Below are 23,125 nucleotides of genomic sequence, written 5' to 3' on the forward strand. Positions count from 1 at the left end.
ATTCGTTAAATGATAAAGCAGTCATTATAAAAAATATAATATCTAAAAAATAGATTTTTATTTAAAATAGTATGAACGAAAAAAATAAAATTATTATCAGCAGACATTATATCTTTAAATGTAAATTCCGAGGAAGGTATAAGAACACTAAGAATACCTATAAACAAAAATATTAAAAAAGTTATAAATATATTTTTCTTATTATTAAATAATAAATTAAAACAAAATAAATAAAAAATCTTAAAAACAAAAAAATATGATGTTATTTCAGTAATTCTATAATCAGAATTTATATTTAAAGCGAAAAATAAAAAATATATAGTAAAAGGCAATATTGAAATTAATGCTAATATTATAATATTTTTTTGCGGGTTATATTTTTAATTTTTTAAAAAAATTATTCATAATTACAAACTATAATATAAAATTTATAGAAATAGATTATATTTATTTTTAGAGTTTTTTCAACTTTTTAATTAAATATAAAAATAGTAATAAAAAAACCAATAGCTTAATATTAAATTAAACTATTGGCTTTATTTCTAAGAAAAATTATTAACTAAAATTATTTGCTTAATCTAGCTCTTAATTCTTCTAATTGTTTTTTAAGTCTAGCTGGAAGTCTTGAACCAAATTTAGCATAATGAGCTTCAATTTGATTAGCCTGATCTTTCCAAGCATCAACATCAACTCTCATAAGTTCTTTGAAATCAGCTTCTGGTATATCTAAACCTTTAAGGTCTAAATCGCCTTCTTTAGGCATTTTACCTATAGGAGTGTCAACAGCATCAATTTTACCTTCAACTCTTTCACACATCCATTTTAATACTCTTGAGTTATCACCGAATCCAGGCCATAACCATTTGCCGTCAGCATTTTTTCTAAACCAGTTTACATAGAAGATTCTAGGAGCTTTATCGCCTAATTTATCTCCCATTTCAAGCCAGTGATTCATATAATCGCCCATGTTGTATCCAGCAAATGGAAGCATAGCAAATGGGTCAAATCTTAAAGCACCAACTGCACCGATATTAGCAGCAGTAGTTTCACTAGCAGCAGTAGAACCCATAAATACACCATGATCCCAGTTATAAGATTCATGTACTAAAGGCATAACAGAAGCTCTTCTTCCGCCGAAGATGAATATATCTATAGGTACACCTTTAGGATCTTCCCAGTCTGGACAAATTACAGGACATTGTCTAGCAGGAGCAGTAAATCTAGCATTAGGGTGAGCACCTTTTTCTCCGCTTTCTGGAGTCCAGTCATTACCTTTCCAGTCTATACCATGTTTAGGAGCAGGACCCATACCTTCCCACCATACATCGCCGTCATCTGTTTCTACACAGTTAGTAAATATTGTGTTTTCTTTGATAGATTCCATAGCCATAGGGTTAGAATCATAAGAAGTACCAGGAGCTACACCGAAGAAACCAGCTTCTGGGTTGATAGCATAAAGTCTTCCGTCATCTGGATTAATTTTCATCCAAGCAATATCATCACCTATAGTTTCACATTTCCAACCAGGTATTGTTGGCTGTAACATTGCAAGGTTAGTTTTACCGCAGGCACTTGGGAATGCAGCAGCGATGTGGAATCTTTTGCCTTCTGGATTAGTAAGACGTAAGATAAGCATATGTTCTGCCATCCAGCCTTCTCTTCTAGCCATAGCAGAAGCTATACGAAGAGCGAAACATTTTTTACCAAGCAAAGCGTTTCCGCCGTAACCAGAACCATAAGACCAAATTAAGTTTTCATTAGGGAAGTGAGAAATATATTTTTTCTCTATTGGAGCACAAGGCCATTTAGTATCTTTTTGACCGTCAGCAAGAGGAGCACCTACAGAGTGTAAGCAAGGTATAAACTCACCATCAGAACCTAATACTTCTAATACTTTAGTACCCACTCTAGTCATTATATGCATATTACAAACAACATAAGGGCTGTCAGTAATTTCTACACCTATTTTAGCAATAGGCGAACCTACAGGACCCATAGAAAAAGGAATTACATACATAGTTCTGTTTTTCATACTGCCTTTGTATAATTCTTTCATAGTACCTTTTAATTCATCTGGAGCCATCCAGTGATTAGTAGGACCTGCATCTTCTTTATCTGGATAACTGATAAAAGTTCTATCTTCAACGCGTGCTACGTCAGAAGGATCACTTCTGAAAGAGTGGCTATGAGGTCTTTTAGTTAAAGGTTTTGCTAAACCTAATTCTACTAAGCCGTTCATGCAGCTGTCATATTCTTCTTTAGTTCCATCACATACATATATATCTTTTGGCTGACACATATCTGCTACTTCTTTAATCCAAGCTTTTAGCTTCTCATGTTTTAAATCTTCAACCTTCATGAATATTACTCCTTATAAAAATTTGTTGCAAGTATTATACAATAAAATGATTTTTTAGTAAATGATTTTTATAAATTTATTCTTTACTTTATAAATATAATAAAATATAAAAAAATTGATAAACTAAAAAATATTAATTAGAATAAAGATAATACATTAAAAGAGCTTAGTTTGGAAGATAAGCCTGTATTATTAAATGCTGCATTGTCTAAAGCATGCAAAAGAAGCAGGTGGCGGTATAACTATGTGATTTGCAGGGTTAGTCAAAAAAAATAATAAAAACATAAAAACTAATTTTTAAGTTTGTCAATTATAAATTATTTAAATATTTTATAATCTTGTTTTTTGTATAAAAATTTATATATTATATATATTATTATAATAAATAATACAATTTGAACAGAGGTAATATCTATATGGAAGATGTGTTTATAGGAAAATTAATAAAAGAACTTCATACTGCTTTGGATAACAGATTTAATAAATTTTTGGATAAACATAAATTAACATCTTCTCAAATGGATATACTAATGTTCCTTTATCATAACGAGCAAAAAATTGTTAATCAAAGGGATATAGAAAATTTTTTAGGTTTAAGCAATCCTACAATAGCTGGAACTCTATATAGACTAGAAAAAAAAGGGTTTATAAAAAGAAAAATAAGCAGTGAAGATAAAAGATATAAAGAAATATATTTAACTCCTAAAAGCAAAAAGGTCAAAGAAATTGTCTTTGAAGATATTAATAAAAATAATGAAATGATGTTTCACAATATGTCATCTAAAGAAAAGAAACTTTGGTTTTATTAGTAGAAAAATTATTAAGCAATATACAAAACAAAGATATCGATTCTTAAATAATTCCTAAAAATCATTTAAAATATAAACTATTCATTACATCACAGGCAAATGATATCAAACTATTGCTTATAGTGACAGTAGATGAAATTGTAAGTATTATAGATTCGCTTCCTTTACTTACAACAGCTATAGCATTAAAAAAATCATTTTTATTTATCTTTGATGTAAAAATAAACTCTGCAAATAAATCATTATAATCTTCTCTGTTTTTTGTAGATATTGGTTTAATAATAGAATAAAGCTCTCCCCTTCTATCTCTAAAGCCGTCAAATAACTCTTTTATAGCCTTTTCATCATATTTTTCATTGCTATAGCTTATTATGATTGATATTCTATTATCTGGGCTTTCTATTTTTAATAAAGAACCTTCTATATATGCATTAAAATTTTCTGGTACAAGCAAATGAAATCTGTCTGGATTTGCCTCAATTGATGTAAACTTATCCATATAAAATTTAGAATTATCTATCAAATATTTAATATTATTAATTCTGTTTATAATATTAACATCATTTTTACTTATAGTTAATGCTCTTTCTAAAATATCAAAAGCCTCATCATATTTATACATAGCTCTGTATGCTACTGACATATTAATCATAGATAAAACATCATCATTATCTATAGATACAGCCTTTTTATACTTTTCTATGGCTTCATTATGCTTTCCTTCCATTGATAGTATAATTCCATACTGCCCATAAATACTGGAATTAATATCTCCAATGGATATAAGTTTTTCTATTACATCTTTAGCTTTATCATACTGATAAGTATTTATAAGCGCCTCAATTTTGTTTTCAAGCAAATCCTTATCATCTTTTATAAAACTAAGACCTTTATCCATTAATTCTATTACGGAGTTAAAATTATTTTCTTCATAATATATATCTGCTAAAACTAAATATCCGTATTTATATTTATTGTCTTTTTTTATTAATTCTAAAGCTAGTTTTTTAGCATAAGAAATATTATTTATATCTATTAAATTATTTATCTTTTCTATAACAATATCATTACTTTCTTTTATAACCTCTTTAATATCATCATCTACATTGATATTATTTACACTTTCACTAGCTAACATAATTTTATCTCCAATTAACTATAATAAAGCCTTTATTTTTGTTATTTAAAGCATGCTCTTTTAATCTCTTATCAGGATTAACGCATATTTTAGTGTCGGCAAATTCAAAAAGAGGTAAATCACTTATAGAGTCGCTGTATGCTATATTTTTATCTCTATGTTTAGGAAAAAAATGCTCGGTAAATAGTCTGTATCTTTTAGCAGAACCATAGCAGTTTCTTCCGTACATATAACCAGTATACTTTCCTCTAAAAGTCCATAGCTCAGTACCCATACATCTGTCAAAACCTAAATTTTCTGCTATATATTTGGCATAAATCTCAAAACTGGCTGTAACTAAAACTAATGTATACCCTTTGCTCTTTAATTTTTTTATTTCTTCTAAAGCATCTTGATAATAAAGAGATGGTACTACAGTATCGGCAAACTCTTTTCCTATATTATTTCCAAACTCTATATCTATATTTCTAAATATATGTGCTATTCTATACTTTACACTTTCATTATTTATTATTCTTAAGCAAAATAAGATAAAATAAGGAAGCAAAGCTATATAATATATAAAACTTGAAGGATTCTTTTTTAAATAGAATTTCATAAAAGGAACTATTGAATCTTTTTTCAAGATAGTTTTATCCAAATCAAAATATGCCGCTTTCATCATAATAATGTTATTCTACTACAAAATAATCATTTGTCAAAGGAATTTAATCAATTTATACAAAAAAATTATGTAAACTTACTATAAAAATGTCTTGACTATAAGCAAAAAATTTAATATTATATAGGAAATTTAATATTAATTAATAATGAATATTATTATTAGAATAATGAATATACAATTTTTACAGACAATTTTTTAGGAGAAAATATAAATATGCTTAGAGAGTTAGTTATATATGGAGATGAAAGACTTCAGCAGGTATCAGAAAAAATAGAAAAAATAGATGATGAAATAATTACATTAATAGATGATATGTTTGAAACTATGTATAAAGAGCGTGGTGTAGGACTTGCTGCTGTTCAAATAGGAATATTAAAAAGACTTATAGTTATATCAGTACCAGATTTGGATGATGAAACTAAAGCAGACTTCAAATTAGCACTTATAAACCCAGAAATAATATGGCATGGAGAAGAAAAAGAGATATTAGAAGAGGGCTGTTTGTCATTTCCAGAAATAAGAGACGATGTAGCAAGATATAAAGAAATAAAAGTGAAATATTTAGATAAAGAAGGAAATGAACAGATACTTGAAGCTGAAGGCTATATAGCAAAGGTACTACAGCATGAAATAGATCATACAAACGGAATATCATTTATTGACAGACTTGAATCATATCAAAAAAGAAGATTAAAAAGAGAATTAAAAGAACTTAGAAATAATACTGTAAGAGAAATAAAAAAGGTACAAAACAGAGAAAAGCTGCAAAATACTAACAATTAATTAAAAATGGGCAAAAAATGATTAAAAACATAATATTTGATTTGGATGGTACTTTAGCAGATTCTATAGACGATATTTACTATTGCGTCAATACAACGCTTACATATTTTAACTTAAAAAATATAACAATTGAAGATACACATAATTTTGTAGGTAATGGTGCTAGAATGCTTATAAAACGTGCTGTAAATAAATACTATAATAATGAAAATATTGAAGAAGAAGTATACAGCTTTTATATAAAATATTATGAAGAGCATTGCGTTGATAATACAAAATTATACAGCGGAGTTTATGATACTCTAGAGTTATTATACAAACATAATATTAAAATGTTTATTATAAGCAATAAGCCTAATAAAATGGTAAAAAAAACAGCAGAAAAACTAAATATAATCAAATTTTTTAAAGCTGTGATAGGAGACGGTGTTTATCCATACAGGAAGCCCAATGTAAATATATGGTATAGTATAAAAGATGATTATAACTTGAAAGAAGATGAAACTATTATGGTTGGAGATGGTGTACCAGACTATGAATTTGCCGTTAATTCCAAAATAAAATGCATATTAGCATTATACGGCATAACTGACAAAAATATTCTGATAAATTTAAATAATAATGATTATTATTTAAATTCATTTAGAGAAATTGCCGATTATGTATTATAAGAAAGTAAATTTAAAAAAAGAATACTAAACTATTGACAATACTAAAAAATGTTTGTATATTAGAAGAAATTATTTCTTAAATAAAACAATTAGTATTAATTTAACAGAGACATGAAAAATAACAAATTTAAGTACACAAAAATCAGAAAAAGTAAAGGTATATTTCTTCATATAGAAAATATACTTGAAGGTATCAAATCCAAATTTCAAAATAATGCCCCTAGAATAAGAACTACTTTTGTACATTCTACAAGGTACAATGAAAATAAACCAAACAAAATATTTACAAGTTTAATTAAGAAATTTGCATTAACTGTTGTATCATTCTCACTATTTCTATTCCTTGCCAATTTTTTAATAATGAATATGCGTCAAACTTCTAATGCCGCAATACTTCCAAAGGATAAAATGCCTTCAAATATCGCATACAATAAAGTATTAGATGAAATGTCTCCAGAACAATTATCCAGCAGTCCTGAATCTAGCTTATCTGACGTACCTACAGTAACTTCTGCTGTAACAATAGAAAATGCCACAGATATATTTTATAATACTATAACTTCTGATAATACATTAGTAGGTGACGGAACTATAGGAATGAAATACGATGAATATATCATAGAAGAAGGAGATAATCTCACTGTTATATCAAGAAAAATAGGTGCTAATTTAGATACTTTAGTAAGTGTTAATAAAATAAGCAATGCAAATAGATTAAGACCTGGACAAAAAATTATAGTGCCTAATAGAAACGGACTGTTATATACTATAAAAAAAGGTGAATCTTTAGAAGATGTTACAGAAAGATATGATGTTTCATTAAAAAGAGTACTTACTTTCAATAAAATATCTGATGTTAGCGATATAGAAGCAGGAGACGATATATTCCTACCTGGTGCTAAATATACTTTAGATGAGAGAATAGATAAATTCGGACAGATGTTCAGTCTTCCTACAACTATAACTAGAATAAGCAGTGTATTCGGATACAGAGTACACCCTATTACTGGAGTAAGAACTAAACATATGGGTGTTGATATACCTGGAAGACTTAATACCCCAGTATATGCAGCAAGAAAAGGTAAAGTTATATTCGCAGGATATAGCGGCGGATACGGAAATTTGGTAATAGTAAGACATGATAAGGGATACACTACATATTACGGTCACCTCAATTCTATAACCACAAAAGCAGGAGCAAATGTAGGTGTTGGAGTTATGATAGGAAGAATGGGAAGCACAGGAAGATCTACTGGAAGCCATTTACACTTTGAAGTTAGAAGAAATGGTGTAGCACTTAATCCTGCTGACTTCATACCTATTAAAAAGTTTTTGAGAGGAAGAAGATAATAATATAATTATTAAAAATATACATATAAAAAGGATTCATTTTTATGAGTCCTTTTTTATTTTTTAATATTTTTGATTTTTTATACATATTACTATTTACAATTATATCTATTTGAGTATAATACATCTTTATGAATGATATTATAAAAATTATTAACACATTAAATGAAATACCAGAGCCTTTCTCTGTAGACGGAATAATAAAAACATTTGAAGCAAGTTCAAAAAATATAATAGAAAGTTTTGCCGTTTATTTTTATAAAGAAGAAAATGCTGAGGCTAATTTATGGTATGTATCTGCAAATAAATCCGTAATAGATGATAAAGATAATAATAAAAAATATAAATTATTTGCAAGAGGAAATAACTTCGGCTTTATAATAATTAACAGTGAAAAAGATAAAGAAAAAATTGAAATATTAATAAATTATTTATCTATAATACTTTACAGTGAAAAGCTATCTTTTTTGGCAAATAGAGATAAACTTACAGGTCTATATAACAGAGGATATATACTAAAATATCTTCATGAAAAAGAAATTAGCGGACATATATATTCTATTGTAATAATAGACTTGGATAAATTCAAACATTATAATGATAGCTACGGACATAATATAGGTGATCATGTATTAAAGAATGCTTCTAAAGTGATGAAAGAAACATTAAAAAAAATTGTACATAAATCTGTACTTGGACGATATGGCGGAGAAGAGTTTATTGTAATCTTTGATATAAACAACAGAGACGAACTTTATAATGCTATGGAAAAAATAAGAATAAATCTAATGGAAAGCGATTTCTCTAATGAAGAATACTCATTAAAAGCTACTGCTTCTTTAGGCGGTGCTGTAAAAGAAGGGAATATAAATTTAAGAACTTTTATACATCAGGCCGATCAATCATTATATAATGCCAAAGAAACTGGAAGAAATAAATCTGTTATACTAGCATTTTAAAATTAAGAAGTGAATGATATGTATTTCCTATTCTATGATATTCATTCACAAGTTTAAATCCTTCCCCTTCTATTGTATCTATTAAAAGTTTATAGGGATACATTTTGCTGCTGCCGTTAGCAATAGCTGTAAAATATAATGAGGTTGCCTGTATAGAAAAAGCTGCTGATAAATGCTGCTGCTTATCCCAAAGAGGCTCTAAAATAAATATATCTGTATCTTTATTTGATACAGCTTTTACTTTTCTCATTATAAACTTAATCTGTTCTATAGAAAAACAATCCAAAAACTGACTCATCCATACAACATCGCAGTTATCAGGCAATTTACTATCATTATCTAATATATTCATAGAAAAATAGTCTACCCTATCTGAAAAATGATTATATTCTATATTTTGTTTAGCAAGCTCTATTTGTCCTTCTAAATCTATCAATGAACATTTTACATCATTATCATATTTAAGTGCCGATATAGAAAATTTTGCTGTATTAGTACCTATATCTATTATATTTTTTCTTTTTTTCTCAAATATTATAGGAAGAGAACTATGATAACAATTATCAGAGTAATAATTATCAAAATCTATCCAACTTTTTCTACTTTTTTTCTGGTATTGATGAGAGACCTTTATATATTGTTTCATAATCTCCAAAAACTTTTAGTCCTTCTGGTTTAGAATTTATAAGACTGTCTTTCAAATAAAACATGCCATTATAGCATATATCATTAACAAAATTAATATTTACTCTAGTAAGATTATCATTAATAAGAAAAAAACCTATTTTACCCAAAATATATTTATAGGGGTTAGAATTTTTAACTATTTTTATCAGACAAAGTCCTAAACTTAATTCAAGCAAAACTGAAAGAGCATAAGAAGATAAATTTGTATTTTTTAATATATCTTCTTCAGTTATTCCATTTTCACCGCTATTTTCGATAATATTTAATATATTAAAATCTATCATACATTTTGCAGCTTGAAACACTATAGGAGCAAAAGCTATTTTCTGAGCTTCAAATCTGGCATCTATAGCTTTTATATCATCTGTATAAAAATCATCTAACATAAACAAGGTATCCAATAAATGTTTATTTTGAGTATACTAACAAAATGTAAAAAAAGTCAATTATAATGCAGATATAAATAAAAAGTCACTTTTATTTAGCTTTATTTGTTAAAAGCTAAATAAAAGTGGGAGATTATTTATGAAAAATACTTATCTATTATAACCATTTATAAAAGATATGGTAAAAAATAAATATCAAAATATCATACATCTCTTAATAATACAATATCTTTATCTCTTATTACTGTATTACCTCTTGGTATTACAGTTCCGCCATCTCTTTTTATCATAACTATCAAATTATTTTTAGGCAAATTTAAATCTTTCAATTCCTTGTCTCTCCAAGGATGATGAAGATTTATATGTATCTCTCTTAAACTTATATCATAATATTTAGTTCTTTTGGCATTGAGTATAACAACATCTCCAGCCTCAATAACAGTTTTTCCATTAGGTATAATAGTGGTATTTCCCCTCTCTACAGTTACAATAATAGAGTCTTCTGGAAGCTCTATCTCCATTATTGGTCTTCCAACCCAATGATGATGCGGAGGTATAGTTATCTGTATAAGCTCCATATCAGAATCATCAACAAAGTCGTTAAATGTTTTAAGTACATTTTCATCTGAATCTACCAAATCAAGCTTTTTAGCTATAATAGGAAGCAGTGTACCTTGAAATAATACTGATATTATAGCTAGGAAAAATACTATATGAAATATATCATAACTTATAGAATTATTATTAACTATTACAAATATAGCAAATACTATCGAAGCAGCACCTCTAAGTCCTGCCCACATAACAAGCAGCTGCTTTTTGAATGATATCTTAAAAGGAGTTAGTATGGAAAATACAGCTATAGGTCTTGCCACAAATGTCACAAAAAGAGCTACATATATAGCAGTAGGTGCCACATTAAATATTCTTGATGGAAAAGATAAAAGTCCTAACAAAAAGAAAAGAACCATCTGCATAAGTCCAGTAACTCCGTCAAAGAAATGAACCAAAGTAACTTTATTTTTTATGCTGCTGTTTCCAAGCACTATTCCAACTATATAAACAGTTAAATATCCATTTCCTCCTATTACAGAAGATAGTGAATATGAAAGCAATGCTACAGCAAGTACAAATATAGTATCAAGTCCATTAACTGGGAATTTGAATCTCCTAAGCATATTATATGCCATAAATGATACTAAAGCTGCCACTGCCAAAGCAAAAACAATCTGAGCAAAAACCATGTATATAATGGCTAAAGGACTGGTTAATGTTTTTCCTAAAAGTCCCAAAAATATAACTGTAAGCATATAAGACATAGGGTCGTTACTTCCGCTCTCAAGCTCAAGCAATGAAGCTAAACCGTCTTTAAGGTTAAGACTTCTTGAACGAAGTATAGAGAATACTGAAGCTGCATCAGTAGAACCTATAACAGAGCCTATCAAAAAACTTTCAAAAAGTCCGAATTTAAGTACAAAATAGCATAATACTCCAGTAACCATAGAAGTGATGAAAGTACCTATAAATGAAAGTAAAAATGCCTTACTTGCAACAGGTTTTGCCGCTTTCCAATTGGTACCAAATCCTCCGTAAAACATAATGAATATCAATGTTATGGTACAAAGCTGTTCTGCTATTTTATAATCATCAAAACGTATTTTTAAAACTCCATCTGTACCAAATACCATTCCCAAAACAAGAAAAAGCAAAAGAGAGGGAACTCCTACTTTTGTTGAAATTTTACTTACAATTATACAAAGAATAATTATTATAGATGATAATAATATTGAAAAATTCATAAAAATAAAAACCTTATTAAATAGAAGTATATTATTATAATACTATTTTAAAAAAATATAAATATGTTAACAAAAAAATTAATAAATATACTTCTTTTTATAATAAGTTATCATAATATAAATAGGCTTATTTCAAAAACTAACAGATAATCATACTATTTTAATTAGTCTTTTATATTTTATAATCAGGTGTTACTCTAAGCTATGCATACCATAGGCAAGATAAAAATTGTATATTTGGTATATAATAAAAGTAATAAAAAATTTTATATATAATCTTTGTCCAGTATTTTGAAACAAGTATAATAATGTAATTTTTAATAGTCATAATATTTTTTATAATCACACTTTCCGATAATAAAAAGGAATATAAAAGGATATACCAAAAACTATATCATAAAAAAATAATAAAAGAATTTATAATTATTACGAGAATAGAAACGATATAATCACTTCTATATAAAAACAGGAGATATAAAAATTATGAGAGTTACTGAACAAGCCCAATTTAATAGAACAGTTAGTACAATAAAAAGAAACTATAGCGAGATGGAAGCTTCACAAACTAGATTATCTACTGGTCAAAGGGTTCAGTACCCTCACCAGAATGTTACTGCAACTATCAATTCTATATACTATAAAACTAGAATGTCATCAGTAGACAGATATCAGAATAATATAGTTGATGGTAAAGAAAGATTAAGCGTAGCACATGACTCTATGTCAGCAATAACAGAGGCATTAAACAGAGCTAGAGATTTAGCAGTACAGGGAGCAAACAGTACATATGGTGCTGATGACAGAGCAAAAATGGCTATGGAAGTTGAGGAGATGATAGAGAGAATATATGATATATCAAAAACTCAAAGCAAAGGCGAATTTGTATTTTCTGGTACAAGTATAAAAACAGCACCTTTCAGAGCATTTTATGGTCATGATGAAAAAGCAGGACGCTCTATAATAAAATCTGTTATGTATGAAGGTGATGGAAATCCTCAAAACAGAGAAATAGAAAACGGTCAGCTTATAAATGTTGCTACCCCTGGTAATTATGCATTTTGGGGAACTGATATGGAAATAATATCTACAACTGATGCTTCTGCTTATGTAGCTGCTGAAAATCAAGATATTATGATAGATGATATGGTTATTAATATTAAACAAGGTGATAATATAGAAACAATTGTTCAAAGAATAAATGACGCTAACGGCAATGTAAGTGCAAGTATTGGAGATTTAAAAGGCGGACAAAAAGTTATACAGCTAAAAACAGGTACTCCTCATAAAATATTATTACAGGATTTGGCAGGCGGTACTGTTTTACAGGATATAGGTTTGGTAAGAGTAGGAGCGGCTAATACTCCTGAAAATAACTATGAACCTAGTGCTTTGGTAACAGGAAAAAGTGTATTTGAAAGTTTAATATATTTAAGAGACGCTATGCTTAATGATGATGTTAGAGCTATAGGCAGTGAGGCTTTAGGATATATCGACAGTTCTTTAGACAATGTTGCAACTGTTCAGGCTAATGCTTCATCTAAAGTAACAAGACTTGATATGGGTTACACTAGCTTTGAGGATCAAAAATTAGCTATTGAAGAGGCTTTGGCTAAAAATGAAAATATTGATTATGCCGAAGAAATAGTAAATTTCAATATGTGGCAGTATGCTCATAATGCTTCGCTTCAAACAGCTGGAAGATTATTGGGCAGAACATTGATGGACTATTTAAGATAATTAAAATATAAATAAAAAATGCTGACAATTGCAAAAGTTTATTCTTTATTAAAGAAAGTACAAAAAGTATAAAAGGAAATTATTTTATGCCAGAAATAGAATCTAGGATATTAGGAAAAATAGAGGTTTCTGATAATTCATTATATCATCTTAATGGTACTATATTAGCATTTGAAGATTATGATGAGTTCTATCTCGTTAATATGGACGAAGAGGGAACTTTTAAAATACTGCAGTCTAAAGATGATAAAAATGTATGCTTTATACTCATAGACCCATTTTTAGTATTTAAAAATTACGAACCTGATGTTCATGACGATGATATAAAATATTTGGGAATAGAAAATAAAGAGGATTTATACCTTCTTACAATAGTCAGCATTCCAAACAGTGATTTAAAAACTATGAGTGCTAACTTAGTAGCACCTGTAGTTTTTAATATAAAAAATCATAAAGCAAAACAATGTACTGTTTCAGGAGATAAATACACTACCAGACACTCTATTTTATTAGAAGATAACGATTCTTCAGAAAGGAGTTCATAATATGCTCGTACTTTCTAGGAAAATTAATCAAAGCATAGTCATAGGTGACAATATAGAAATAATGCTGGTAGATATAAGAGGCGATCAAATAAAATTAGGAATTAATGCCCCTAAAAATGTAAAAATATTCAGAAAAGAAGTTTATGAAGAGATAGAAAGCCAAAACTTAGAGGCGTCTAAAGAGGCTACAGCTGATAAATTAAATATATTAAGTAATTTTGTTAAAAATAAATTTGGAAATAATAACAAAAAATAATTTTTATTTATCATATTCTAAACTTATTCAATAATTAATTTTTTATTTTTATATTTGAAGTTTTATTCCAAAAGTATTAGAATTTATTTTATACGCTGATAATTTTTAATCTATATTCTTATAATTAATTCAATATAAATTCTACACTATTAAAAAGGATTTATTAGTTTTCCATTTCTTATAAGATTAATAGGCGTCAAAATGATATATGATATTATAAAATTAAATAAAGATATTATAGCTGAAAATATTAAAAGCATATTATAAGTTTCAAGCATTCTATTTATAAAAATATAAACAGAATCTGGAATTTCTAATTTCAAAAATACTTTTATCAGAATTAAAAATGTATTTATAATCAAAGACAATGCAAATATAACAATAATACCCTTCCAAGCATGTGAAATATCAGCAGGACTTAATTCCATATGAGAAGCTATAGAAATAGATAAATACAAAAATATCCAAAATGTTATACTTTTAAAAGGGGCATAAACAGCAAAATTTTTTATTATATTCATAAAAATATTGTATGTATAAATAAATATATTAGAAACACTATAATATATGATAGATAAAATTTCTGAATTAAACATCTGCTTATATTTAAGCTCAGGAACAGTAAATATATTATTTTTAAGTTCTGGAGCTAACAGCATAAAAAGCAAATATACTATCAAAGTACCAATTATAATTGGGGCAACCCCTATAAAGAAGTTACCCATTTGCTGATACCAACTTCTTGAATCATAGCTATGAAGCACGTAGCCTATAGTATCAGATTTACTGTTAAAAAGTTTTATATCATTTATTTTATGTCTGAAAATAATGCAAAATAAGGCATGAGAAAGCTCATGTATAGGAGTACCTATCCAGCCTGTTATATAAACCTCTGTTTTAGAGCCTAATGTTTTGGCAAATATCCTTCTTGTTACCGATGAAAGAACATAAAGTATAAATCCGAATATTATAATACTTCCAAATAACCTAAATAAATCTATTACAGTTTTGGATAAAATAATAACTACAAAATAAATAAAATCTCTTATCATAACTAAATACCAATATTTGCAAATATATCGGAAGAAAACAGTATTTAATTTAATAAACTAAATAACTATATTTTTATATGATATAGGCACTTGAAAAAATAAGGTTTCTACTATAAACTATTATGTAATATTATAAAAAATTGTAAAACTATTACATTATTGAATAATATCTGTTTTTAAGAACATAAAATATAAAAAGTGGAGAAAAAATGAAAAAAATTGTATTTATGCTGTTATTACTGAGTTCTTTTGCATTCGCTATAGATGATATAGTAGATAAAGATAATATGCACAATTTGATAGAAGGAGTAACATCAACAAGATTCGGTTCTGATAGAGTGAGTACAATATATGATTTTGCTCCGCTTATGAACAGCAATACACCTTTAAAATTGGGAGTATCTATATTAGATTTATCACATATAGTCGATAACAGTTACACAAATCAGGACGGAAAAAGAAAACTAGCGTTTCTGCCTAAAGCATTTGTCGGCTTAAGTTACGGAATGTTTGCTTTCGGATACCAGTTTAATTTATATAATGATCTTACAGATAAAAACAGACCTATTGCTCATAGCCATTCCTTTTCATTTGGATTTGCAAATGAAAGATACAGACTCTCTCTTCCTATATCATTTTCTTTTGGAGATAAAAACTATTATGGAGGAAAAGTATCTATAAGTACAACTCCGAAATTTAGTTTTATGTTCAGAGGCGGCTTATTAGATGAGTTTACAATATCTCTTCATTATGGTATTCAATTATCTTCAGTTACAAATACTACTGTAACAGGAACTAATATAGCACCTATGGTCATAGGTGGTTCTTTATATGGTAATATTATGCTTACAAGATTTGATAATTTCCCAGTACAGATAAGTATGCCTTTAAAAGTAGCATTTTACTATGGTATAGGAGCCAGATGGGCTAGTATAGATGCTGGATATGCTGAAGATGCTTTAAACAATTATTTATATGATGATAATGGTGAACGTGCCACTGACAGTATGAGATTCTATGTATTAGTGCCTGCCAAATTTGAAACAAAACTTGGTGCTTTTTATGCATATATTATGCCTAGGCTGATGTTTGAAGGAAATATATTCAAAACAGACGGATATTATAATATGCATTATGGTATAGAGGGTGAAATGAGAATGACACTTATAGAAAATCTCACATTTGGTCTTACCGCATATGCTGAAGGTCAAGGAATAATGAGAAAAAGTACTGACTTTGAAATTAATAATGCATTCGGAGGCGGTATAGATGTATGGGGAATTTGGAGATACTAAAAATACTTATAAAGTAATTATATAATGATAAACAATTTTTCTAAATCAAAAATAATAGCTGCTGTAGGTTATTTATCTAAGAAATATACCAGACATAATTAATATATTCTTTCTATAGTCTATAGAATAATAATTAATTTTTAATTTTATTTTAAAGGATATAATTATGTCTAATAATAATGATTTACCAGAAATTTTTGAAACATTTACAGAAGCACGCAAAAAAGGCTTTCTTACTATGAAAGAAGAAAAAGATAAAGGAAGAAAAGTAGTAGGAACATTTTGTACATATACACCTAAAGAAGTAATATATGCTGCTGATGCCATAAGTGTATCATTATGCTCTACCAATGATGAGACTATACCTGAAGCTGAAAAGTATCTGCCTAAAAATTTATGTCCGCTAATAAAATCAAGCTACGGATTTGCTGTCAGCGATAAATGCCCTTATATGTATTTTTCTGATATTATAATAGGAGAAACAACTTGCGACGGTAAAAAGAAAATGTACGAGCTTTTAGGTGAAATAAAAGATACTCATATTATGCAGCTCCCGCATTCTCAAAATAAATTATCATTAGAAATTTGGAAAAATGAGATAAAAGAACTTATAAAAAGATTGGAAGAAAAATTTAATATAAAAATTACAGAAGAAAAATTAAGAGAAGCAATAAAATCATGCAATGAAGAGAGAAAAATAATAAAAGAGTTTTTTGATTTAGGAAAATTAGTACCATCCCCTATTAAAGGAAGTGAAATGCATGAAGCTTTGCAGTCATCTAATTATAAATTTGATAGAAAACTTTATGTAAAAGAAATAAAAAAATTAATAGATAATTTAAAAGAAAAATATAATAACGGAGAATATCCTTTTGATGAAAATACTCCTAGAATTTTGATAACAGGCTGTCCTACAGGAGGACTTGTTGAAAAAATAATAAAGCAAATAGAAGAAGCAGGTGCAAGTGTAGTATGCTTTGAAAACTGTGTGGGGACAAAAAGTTTTGAAATGCTTATTGATGAAGAAAATAAGGATACAATAGAAGCTATAGCAGATAGATACTTAAATATTCCATGCTCTGTGATGACGCCTAATAATGAAAGAATAAAGAGAATAAAACAATATATAGATGAATATAAAATAGACGGTGTTGTAGATGTTACTCTTACAGCATGCCATACATATGCTGTAGAAACTGAAAAAGTAAGAAGAGCTACAGAAGAGCTAGGAAAATCATATCTGCAGATAGAAACTAATTACTCAAATAGTGATGCTCCTCAGCTAAGAACTAGATTAGAAGCATTTGTTGAAATGTTATAAATTATTTGTATATTTTGATTGACAAACAAAGTTATTTTGATTATAATTTTAATTATGATTACTGATTTTGCTATAAACAAATTGATAGTAGCCATTTCTTACCTATCCAATAAATATACAAAACATACATTATAATCTTTTAATTCTATAGGATATAGAATCCATTTCTATTTTTATAAACAAATATATTTAGGGAGTAATAATATGTCTAACAACAATTTACCAGAAATTTTTGAAACATTTGCTGATGCACGCAAAAAAGGCTTTCTTACTATGAAAGCTGAAAAGGACAAAGGAAAAAATGTAGTAGGTATTTTTTGTACTTATACGCCTAGAGAAATAATATATGCTGCTGATGCTTTAAGCGTATCATTATGTTCTACAAGCGAAGAGACTATACCTGAAGCAGAAAAACATCTGCCTAAAAATTTATGCCCTCTAATAAAATCGAGTTATGGATTTGCTATTACAGATAAATGTCCTTATATGTATTTTTCTGATTTAATAGTAGGGGAAACTACCTGCGACGGTAAAAAGAAAATGTATGAACTTTTAGGAGAGGTAAAAGATACTCATGTTATGCAGCTGCCTCATACAAGAAACAGCTATTCTTTTGAACTTTGGAAAAATGAAATAAAAGAACTTATTAAAAAACTAGAAGAAAAGTTTAATGTAGAAATAACAGAAGAAAAATTGAAAGATGCTATAAAATTATGCAATGAAGAGAGAAATGTTATGAAAGAATTTTTCTCGCTTGCAAAATTAGTACCTTCCCCAGTTAAAGGAACTGAAATGCATGATGTTATGAACTCTTCTAATTTTAAATTTGATAAAAAAGAATTCTTTGAAGAAATAAGAAAAACTACACAAAATATGAAAGAAAGATATGATAAAGGCGAAACTCCTTTTAATGAAGATACTCCTAGAATACTTATCACAGGCTGCCCTACTGGAGGTGTTGTTGATAAAGTAATAAAACAAATAGAAGAAATTGGTGGAAGTGTTGTATGTATTGAAAACTGTGTGGGAACTAAAAACTTTGAAATGCTTGTTGATGAAGAAAATAAAGACCCTATAGAAGCTATAGCAGAAAGATACATAAATATACCTTGTTCTATTATGACTCCTAATGACGGAAGAATGGAGAGAATAAAACAGTATATAGAAGATTATAAAGTTGACGGTGTTGTAGATGTTACGCTTACAGCATGCCACACATATGCAATAGAAACTGAAAAAGTAAGAAGGACAGTAGAAGGATTAGGAAAATCATATTTGGCAATAGAAACTAACTACTCAAACAGCGATGCTCCTCAGTTAAGAACTAGATTAGAAGCGTTTGTTGAAATGCTTTGATGATATTAAAAAATATTTAAATAATATTAAATAATAATAAAATAATAATAAAAAAAACATTTTTTAATAGGTAAACTAGTATTAATTAATATACTAGTTTACCTAGAATAAAAAATTATCGGATACTTTTATGATTTATTTTGATAATGCGGCAACTACATTAAAAAAGCCTGATACCGTTGCAAAAGCAGTTTTTAAAGCTATAAATAGTTTTGCTAATGCATCAAGAGGCTCTTATGAAGCATCATTAAGCAGCGAAAGAATAATACTTGAAACAAGAGAAAGAATAGTAAAACTTTTTAATGGATACACTCCAAACTATACAGTGTTTACAAGTAATTCTACAGAAGCATTAAATACCGCAATTAAAGGTATAATACAAAATCATAAAGATACTCATATTATAACAACATCATTAGAACATAACAGCGTTTTAAGACCTCTCTATGAAATGCAGGAACTTGGTACGGAACTTACGATAATAAATACCAATATCAAAGGTGAGATAAATTATAATGATATAGAAAAAAATATAAAACAAAATACAAAAGCAATTATATGTACTCATGCCTCTAATGTTATAGGCGATGTTTTGGATATAGATTTTATAGGCAGTTTATGTAAAAAACATAATATACTTTTTATACTGGATGCTTCTCAAAGTGCAGGAAGTATAGATATAGATATGAAAAAAAGTAATATTGATATTGTATGCTTTACTGGTCATAAAGGGCTTATGGGACCTCAAGGAACTGGAGGGCTATGTATAAAAAAAGGTATAGATATAAAACCGTTAAAAACTGGAGGCTCTGGCATTAAAACTTATTCAAAAACTCAGCATGAAAACATGCCAGTAAGACTTGAAGCAGGTACTTTAAATAGTCATTCTATAGCGGGACTTAATGCTGCATTAAAGTTTATAGAAGAAGAAGGCATAGAAAAAATAAGAAATCATGAAAGACAATTAGCAAAATATTTTTATGATGAAATAAAAAATATAGAAAATATAAAGTTCTATGGTAATTATAATACTGATAAAAGAACATCAATAGTATCTTTAAATATTGCAGATATTGATTCTGCCAAAATATCTGATATACTTTCCTCTAAATACGATATAGCCACTAGGTCTGGAGGACATTGTGCCCCACTTATGCATACTTCTCTTAATACTGTTAATCAGGGGATTGTAAGATTCAGTTTTTCTTACTTTAATACAATAGAAGAAATAGAAAATGGAGTTAATGCTGTAAAAGAAATAAGCAGGCGTTTTTAAATTTGTAATAAAAAATATTAATAAATGATAAATAAAATATAAAGGAAAAATAAAATGTATTATATTGGTATAGATATAGGATCAACTGCTTCAAAAGTGGCGGTTTTTGACGATGAAAAAAATGATTTGACAGAATTATTTATGATTCCTACAGGCTGGTCTGGAGTAGAGGCTGCTTCAAAAATATTAGAAATGCTTAAAGAAAAAAATATAAATAAAGAGAATTCATATTTTACAGGTACAGGTTACGGAAGAGTATCAATAGAATATGCAAATAAAACTATAACTGAAATTACTTGTCATGCCAAAGGTGCTAATTTTTTATTCAATAATTTAAACGGAACTTTAATTGATATAGGCGGACAGGATACAAAAATAATAAGCATAAAAAATGGAAAAGTTGATAATTTTATTATGAATGATAAATGCTCAGCTGGTACTGGAAGATTCATAGAATTAATGGCAAACTCTTTGGGCTGTTCTATACCTGCCCTTCTTGAAGAGGCTGAAAAATGTAATGATACTGATGTTGTTATAAGCTCTATGTGTACAGTATTTGCAGAAACAGAAGTTATAAGCCTTAAAGCAAGCGGAAAACAAAAAAATGAAATAGCATATGCAATAGTAAACTCTGTTGCAAATAAAGTTGCTTCTCTTTGTGGAAAGTTTAAAGATGATACGTACTTCCTTACTGGGGGATTATGTGTATTTGATTATTTAATAAAAACTTTAGAGAAAACATTAGGCGGAAAAGTTATTACAGACAGCAGAGGACAATATGCAGGTGCTATAGGGGCTGCTATTATTGGTTTTGAGAAAAATGCCTCTAATAAAAATAAAATAAAACAAAACTCTTCAAACATAAAAAACAATGAAAAAAAAGAAGAGATAAAAGACAAAAGATTAATAATAACTTTTAATACCACAACAGATGTTATGAGGGCTGAAAAATCATTTAAAAATGTTATGTCAGAAACTAATGAGCCTCTTGGAAAAATAATATCAATACCAAGCGAAATATCAGCAGGATGCGGAATGTCTTGGGAAAGTGAAATACATTTAAAAGATAAATTAACTAATATATTAAAAGAAAATGATATAGAATATGACAATTTTTATGAAATATATAAATAGTTCTATTAAATCATTTTTATATTTTTCTTATTAATAATAGATATATAAATATAAAACTTTTTTATATAGCAGTTGAATATAACTGATTATAAGTTTTTTTATATGTTTAGTATATACCTAAACAAATATAGTTTGTCAAAAAATTAATTTTTTTAATTTGAAATATTTGCAGGGCTTTGCCCACCACTCTGTGTGCCCCACTTCTTTTGTGACGCTGTCCGCCTTTGGTGTGCCACAAAAAAGTAAAAAGGCTACATTTTATGCTGAATTTAGCAATTTATCCTACATATAAAACATAATTAGTACGATTTTATAATAATTTCAATACTTGTACTTTCTCGAAGTGTATCCGAGCTTGTCTAGGATATAAGGTTATTTTGGCGAAGCCCGCAGAGCAAAGGCTGGAAAATAACAACAAAAAAATTAACAAACTTAAAAGTTTTCAGTATATACCTAAACAACTATAATTTGTAAAAATAGTTCTATTATTTTTTAATCATAAATTATTGCAATATTACAAAAACAGTATATAGTATTACTTAAAAAAGTAACATTTAAATTTTATTTATGGGTAAAAATTATGAATAATACAAAAAAAGTAAATTTATCTGGAAGACATTTTATCAATTTAGAAGATTTCACACCTCAAGAGTTATCAGCATTAATTGATTATACTTTTGATCTTAAAGCAAAAATAAAAAATAATGAAGAAATGAATATAATGAAAAATAAAACTATGGTAATGTATTTTTCAAAACCTAGTTTAAGAACACGTTTAAGTTTTGAAATAGGAATGAAAAAATTAGGCGGAGATGCTTTTGTATTAAAACAAGATGAAATTATACTTGGAGAGAGAGAAAGCATTGAAGACAGTTCAAATGTTATTTCAAGATACTGTGATTTGATTATGATAAGAACGTTTGCTCACAGCGATGTAGAAGATTTTGCTAAATATTCAAAAGTACCTGTTATAAATGCATTGACAGACCTTTCGCACCCTTGCCAAATTATGGGGGATTTATTTACCATAAAAGAACATTTCGGAAAGCTAAAAGGATTAACTCTTTCATTTATAGGAGACGGTAATAATGTATGCAATAGTCTTTTAATAGGCTGTTCTATGCTTGGGCTTAATATAAAAGTAGCAACTCCTAAAGGCTATGAACCTGATTCAAAAATAACAGAACTAGCCAAAAATTATGCAAAAGAAAATGGATGCACTGTTGATATTATGAATGATGTAAAAAAAGCAGTAGAAAACTCTAATATAGTGTATACTGATGTATGGGCTTCTATGGGAAAAGAAAAAGAAAAGGAAAAGAGATTTAATGATTTTAAAGGTTTTACACTCACTAAAGAATTATTTTCTCTTGCAAATAAAAATGCTATAGCCCTTCATTGTCTTCCTGCTCATAAGGGTGAAGAGATAAATGAAGATATATTTAAGATAAACTCTGAATATATTTATACTGAAGCAGAAAACAGAATGCATGCCCAAATGGCTATAATGAGCAGCATAATAAAAGAATAATAAAAAATAATAATAGA

Annotated in this window: 21 protein-coding genes; 14 read left to right on the plus strand and 7 right to left on the minus strand. The window is 27.9% G+C overall.

Annotation, left to right across the window (positions count from 1 at the left end; all coding sequences use genetic code 11):
- Positions 1-565: 565 nt before the first annotated feature.
- Positions 566-2,359: a phosphoenolpyruvate carboxykinase (GTP) gene (locus KQ44_RS06610; RefSeq protein WP_096736751.1), complete on the minus strand. Its 1,794-nt coding sequence runs from the start codon at positions 2,357-2,359 to the stop codon at positions 566-568.
- Between the two features lie 416 nt (positions 2,360-2,775).
- On the opposite strand from KQ44_RS06610, the gene KQ44_RS06615 reads away from it, so the two are divergent.
- On the plus strand, positions 2,776-3,168 hold the full coding sequence (locus KQ44_RS06615) for a MarR family transcriptional regulator (RefSeq protein WP_240516519.1): 393 nt from the start codon (positions 2,776-2,778) through the stop codon (positions 3,166-3,168).
- A 61-nt stretch (positions 3,169-3,229) separates the two neighbouring features.
- Here KQ44_RS06615 and KQ44_RS06620 read toward each other — a convergent pair whose 3' ends face one another.
- Together KQ44_RS06620 and KQ44_RS06625 are read right to left on the minus strand one after the other, a co-directional pair.
- The gene (locus KQ44_RS06620; RefSeq protein ID WP_096736752.1) at positions 3,230-4,306 is read right to left on the minus strand and encodes a tetratricopeptide repeat protein; all 1,077 of its coding nucleotides are present in this window, start codon (positions 4,304-4,306) and stop codon (positions 3,230-3,232) included.
- A gap of 4 nt (positions 4,307-4,310) precedes the next feature.
- A complete protein-coding gene (locus tag KQ44_RS06625) occupies positions 4,311-4,970 on the minus strand; it encodes an HAD-IB family hydrolase (protein ID WP_096736753.1) in 660 nt (219 codons plus the stop codon).
- Positions 4,971-5,183: 213 nt separating this feature from the next.
- Between KQ44_RS06625 and def the strand changes: the two genes are divergently transcribed.
- From def to KQ44_RS06645, 4 genes are all read left to right on the plus strand, one after another.
- Positions 5,184-5,753 (plus strand): peptide deformylase, encoded by a 570-nt coding sequence (gene def / locus KQ44_RS06630; protein ID WP_096736754.1) that lies wholly within the window; start codon positions 5,184-5,186, stop codon positions 5,751-5,753.
- 17 nt (positions 5,754-5,770) lie between these two features.
- Positions 5,771-6,424 (plus strand): HAD family hydrolase, encoded by a 654-nt coding sequence (locus KQ44_RS06635; protein ID WP_096736755.1) that lies wholly within the window; start codon positions 5,771-5,773, stop codon positions 6,422-6,424.
- A 111-nt stretch (positions 6,425-6,535) separates the two neighbouring features.
- Positions 6,536-7,774, plus strand: coding sequence for a M23 family metallopeptidase (locus tag KQ44_RS06640; RefSeq protein WP_096736756.1), 1,239 nt, complete (start codon positions 6,536-6,538; stop codon positions 7,772-7,774).
- A gap of 131 nt (positions 7,775-7,905) precedes the next feature.
- The gene (locus KQ44_RS06645) at positions 7,906-8,733 is read left to right on the plus strand and encodes a GGDEF domain-containing protein (protein ID WP_096736757.1); all 828 of its coding nucleotides are present in this window, start codon (positions 7,906-7,908) and stop codon (positions 8,731-8,733) included.
- On the opposite strand, the gene KQ44_RS14560 is transcribed toward KQ44_RS06645, so the two are convergent.
- From KQ44_RS14560 to KQ44_RS06655, 3 genes are all read right to left on the minus strand, one after another.
- Positions 8,717-9,379, minus strand: a complete 663-nt coding sequence (locus KQ44_RS14560) for a methyltransferase (protein WP_205676552.1) — start codon at positions 9,377-9,379, stop codon at positions 8,717-8,719. The two genes, KQ44_RS06645 and KQ44_RS14560, sit on opposite strands and share 17 nt — an antisense overlap.
- Positions 9,333-9,806, minus strand: a complete 474-nt coding sequence (locus tag KQ44_RS14565; RefSeq protein ID WP_205676553.1) for a hypothetical protein — start codon at positions 9,804-9,806, stop codon at positions 9,333-9,335. Before KQ44_RS14565 ends, KQ44_RS14560 begins: the two co-directional genes overlap by 47 nt.
- A 203-nt stretch (positions 9,807-10,009) precedes the next feature.
- Positions 10,010-11,605, minus strand: a complete 1,596-nt coding sequence (locus tag KQ44_RS06655; protein WP_096736758.1) for a potassium/proton antiporter — start codon at positions 11,603-11,605, stop codon at positions 10,010-10,012.
- 483 nt (positions 11,606-12,088) lie between these two features.
- Here KQ44_RS06655 and KQ44_RS06660 point away from each other — a divergent pair, with 483 nt between their 5' ends.
- From KQ44_RS06660 to csrA, 3 genes are all read left to right on the plus strand, one after another.
- Complete coding sequence (locus KQ44_RS06660; protein ID WP_096736759.1) at positions 12,089-13,342, plus strand: flagellar hook-associated protein 3; 1,254 nt, start codon at positions 12,089-12,091, stop codon at positions 13,340-13,342.
- An 86-nt stretch (positions 13,343-13,428) separates the two neighbouring features.
- Complete coding sequence (gene fliW / locus KQ44_RS06665; RefSeq protein ID WP_096736760.1) at positions 13,429-13,887, plus strand: flagellar assembly protein FliW; 459 nt, start codon at positions 13,429-13,431, stop codon at positions 13,885-13,887.
- Position 13,888: 1 nt separating this feature from the next.
- Entirely contained in the window at positions 13,889-14,143 is a 255-nt protein-coding gene (gene csrA, locus KQ44_RS06670; RefSeq protein WP_096736761.1) for a carbon storage regulator CsrA, read from the plus strand.
- A gap of 149 nt (positions 14,144-14,292) precedes the next feature.
- On the opposite strand, the gene KQ44_RS06675 is transcribed toward csrA, so the two are convergent.
- Positions 14,293-15,195 (minus strand): hypothetical protein, encoded by a 903-nt coding sequence (locus tag KQ44_RS06675; protein WP_096736762.1) that lies wholly within the window; start codon positions 15,193-15,195, stop codon positions 14,293-14,295.
- A gap of 209 nt (positions 15,196-15,404) precedes the next feature.
- On the opposite strand from KQ44_RS06675, the gene KQ44_RS06680 reads away from it, so the two are divergent.
- The 6 genes from KQ44_RS06680 to argF all read left to right on the plus strand — a co-directional run bounded on the left by KQ44_RS06680 (position 15,405) and on the right by argF (position 23,108).
- Positions 15,405-16,490 carry a cell surface protein gene (locus KQ44_RS06680; RefSeq protein WP_096736763.1) on the plus strand — a complete coding sequence of 362 codons (1,086 nt, stop codon included), beginning with the start codon at positions 15,405-15,407 and terminating at the stop codon, positions 16,488-16,490.
- Positions 16,491-16,656: 166 nt separating this feature from the next.
- Positions 16,657-17,811 (plus strand): double-cubane-cluster-containing anaerobic reductase, encoded by a 1,155-nt coding sequence (locus KQ44_RS06685; protein ID WP_096736764.1) that lies wholly within the window; start codon positions 16,657-16,659, stop codon positions 17,809-17,811.
- 204 nt (positions 17,812-18,015) lie between these two features.
- Positions 18,016-19,167: a double-cubane-cluster-containing anaerobic reductase gene (locus KQ44_RS06690; protein WP_096736765.1), complete on the plus strand. Its 1,152-nt coding sequence runs from the start codon at positions 18,016-18,018 to the stop codon at positions 19,165-19,167.
- 130 nt (positions 19,168-19,297) lie between these two features.
- A complete protein-coding gene (locus KQ44_RS06695) occupies positions 19,298-20,443 on the plus strand; it encodes an aminotransferase class V-fold PLP-dependent enzyme (protein WP_096736766.1) in 1,146 nt (381 codons plus the stop codon).
- 54 nt (positions 20,444-20,497) lie between these two features.
- Positions 20,498-21,577 carry an acyl-CoA dehydratase activase gene (locus tag KQ44_RS06700; RefSeq protein ID WP_096736767.1) on the plus strand — a complete coding sequence of 360 codons (1,080 nt, stop codon included), beginning with the start codon at positions 20,498-20,500 and terminating at the stop codon, positions 21,575-21,577.
- 580 nt (positions 21,578-22,157) lie between these two features.
- Positions 22,158-23,108: an ornithine carbamoyltransferase gene (argF, locus tag KQ44_RS06705; RefSeq protein WP_096736768.1), complete on the plus strand. Its 951-nt coding sequence runs from the start codon at positions 22,158-22,160 to the stop codon at positions 23,106-23,108.
- Positions 23,109-23,125: the final 17 nt, after the last annotated feature.

Origin of the sequence: Brachyspira sp. G79 (assembly GCF_002379365.1) — a bacterium.
In the GTDB taxonomy this organism is placed as follows: Bacteria; Spirochaetota; Brachyspiria; order Brachyspirales; family Brachyspiraceae; genus Brachyspira.

Coding starts and splice junctions, on each gene's coding strand:
- KQ44_RS14565 (WP_205676553.1), bottom strand. CDS start 9,806: ATGTTAGATGATTTTTATACAGATGATATAAAAGCTATAGATGCCAGA.
- KQ44_RS06635 (WP_096736755.1), top strand. CDS start 5,771: ATGATTAAAAACATAATATTTGATTTGGATGGTACTTTAGCAGATTCT.
- KQ44_RS06645 (WP_096736757.1), top strand. CDS start 7,906: ATGAATGATATTATAAAAATTATTAACACATTAAATGAAATACCAGAG.
- KQ44_RS06640 (WP_096736756.1), top strand. CDS start 6,536: ATGAAAAATAACAAATTTAAGTACACAAAAATCAGAAAAAGTAAAGGT.
- KQ44_RS06660 (WP_096736759.1), top strand. CDS start 12,089: ATGAGAGTTACTGAACAAGCCCAATTTAATAGAACAGTTAGTACAATA.
- fliW (WP_096736760.1), top strand. CDS start 13,429: ATGCCAGAAATAGAATCTAGGATATTAGGAAAAATAGAGGTTTCTGAT.
- KQ44_RS06625 (WP_096736753.1), bottom strand. CDS start 4,970: ATGATGAAAGCGGCATATTTTGATTTGGATAAAACTATCTTGAAAAAA.
- argF (WP_096736768.1), top strand. CDS start 22,158: ATGAATAATACAAAAAAAGTAAATTTATCTGGAAGACATTTTATCAAT.
- KQ44_RS06615 (WP_240516519.1), top strand. CDS start 2,776: ATGGAAGATGTGTTTATAGGAAAATTAATAAAAGAACTTCATACTGCT.
- KQ44_RS14560 (WP_205676552.1), bottom strand. CDS start 9,379: ATGAAACAATATATAAAGGTCTCTCATCAATACCAGAAAAAAAGTAGA.
- KQ44_RS06680 (WP_096736763.1), top strand. CDS start 15,405: ATGAAAAAAATTGTATTTATGCTGTTATTACTGAGTTCTTTTGCATTC.
- KQ44_RS06700 (WP_096736767.1), top strand. CDS start 20,498: ATGTATTATATTGGTATAGATATAGGATCAACTGCTTCAAAAGTGGCG.
- KQ44_RS06620 (WP_096736752.1), bottom strand. CDS start 4,306: ATGTTAGCTAGTGAAAGTGTAAATAATATCAATGTAGATGATGATATT.
- KQ44_RS06690 (WP_096736765.1), top strand. CDS start 18,016: ATGTCTAACAACAATTTACCAGAAATTTTTGAAACATTTGCTGATGCA.
- KQ44_RS06685 (WP_096736764.1), top strand. CDS start 16,657: ATGTCTAATAATAATGATTTACCAGAAATTTTTGAAACATTTACAGAA.
- KQ44_RS06675 (WP_096736762.1), bottom strand. CDS start 15,195: ATGATAAGAGATTTTATTTATTTTGTAGTTATTATTTTATCCAAAACT.
- KQ44_RS06610 (WP_096736751.1), bottom strand. CDS start 2,359: ATGAAGGTTGAAGATTTAAAACATGAGAAGCTAAAAGCTTGGATTAAA.
- csrA (WP_096736761.1), top strand. CDS start 13,889: ATGCTCGTACTTTCTAGGAAAATTAATCAAAGCATAGTCATAGGTGAC.
- KQ44_RS06655 (WP_096736758.1), bottom strand. CDS start 11,605: ATGAATTTTTCAATATTATTATCATCTATAATAATTATTCTTTGTATA.
- def (WP_096736754.1), top strand. CDS start 5,184: ATGCTTAGAGAGTTAGTTATATATGGAGATGAAAGACTTCAGCAGGTA.
- KQ44_RS06695 (WP_096736766.1), top strand. CDS start 19,298: ATGATTTATTTTGATAATGCGGCAACTACATTAAAAAAGCCTGATACC.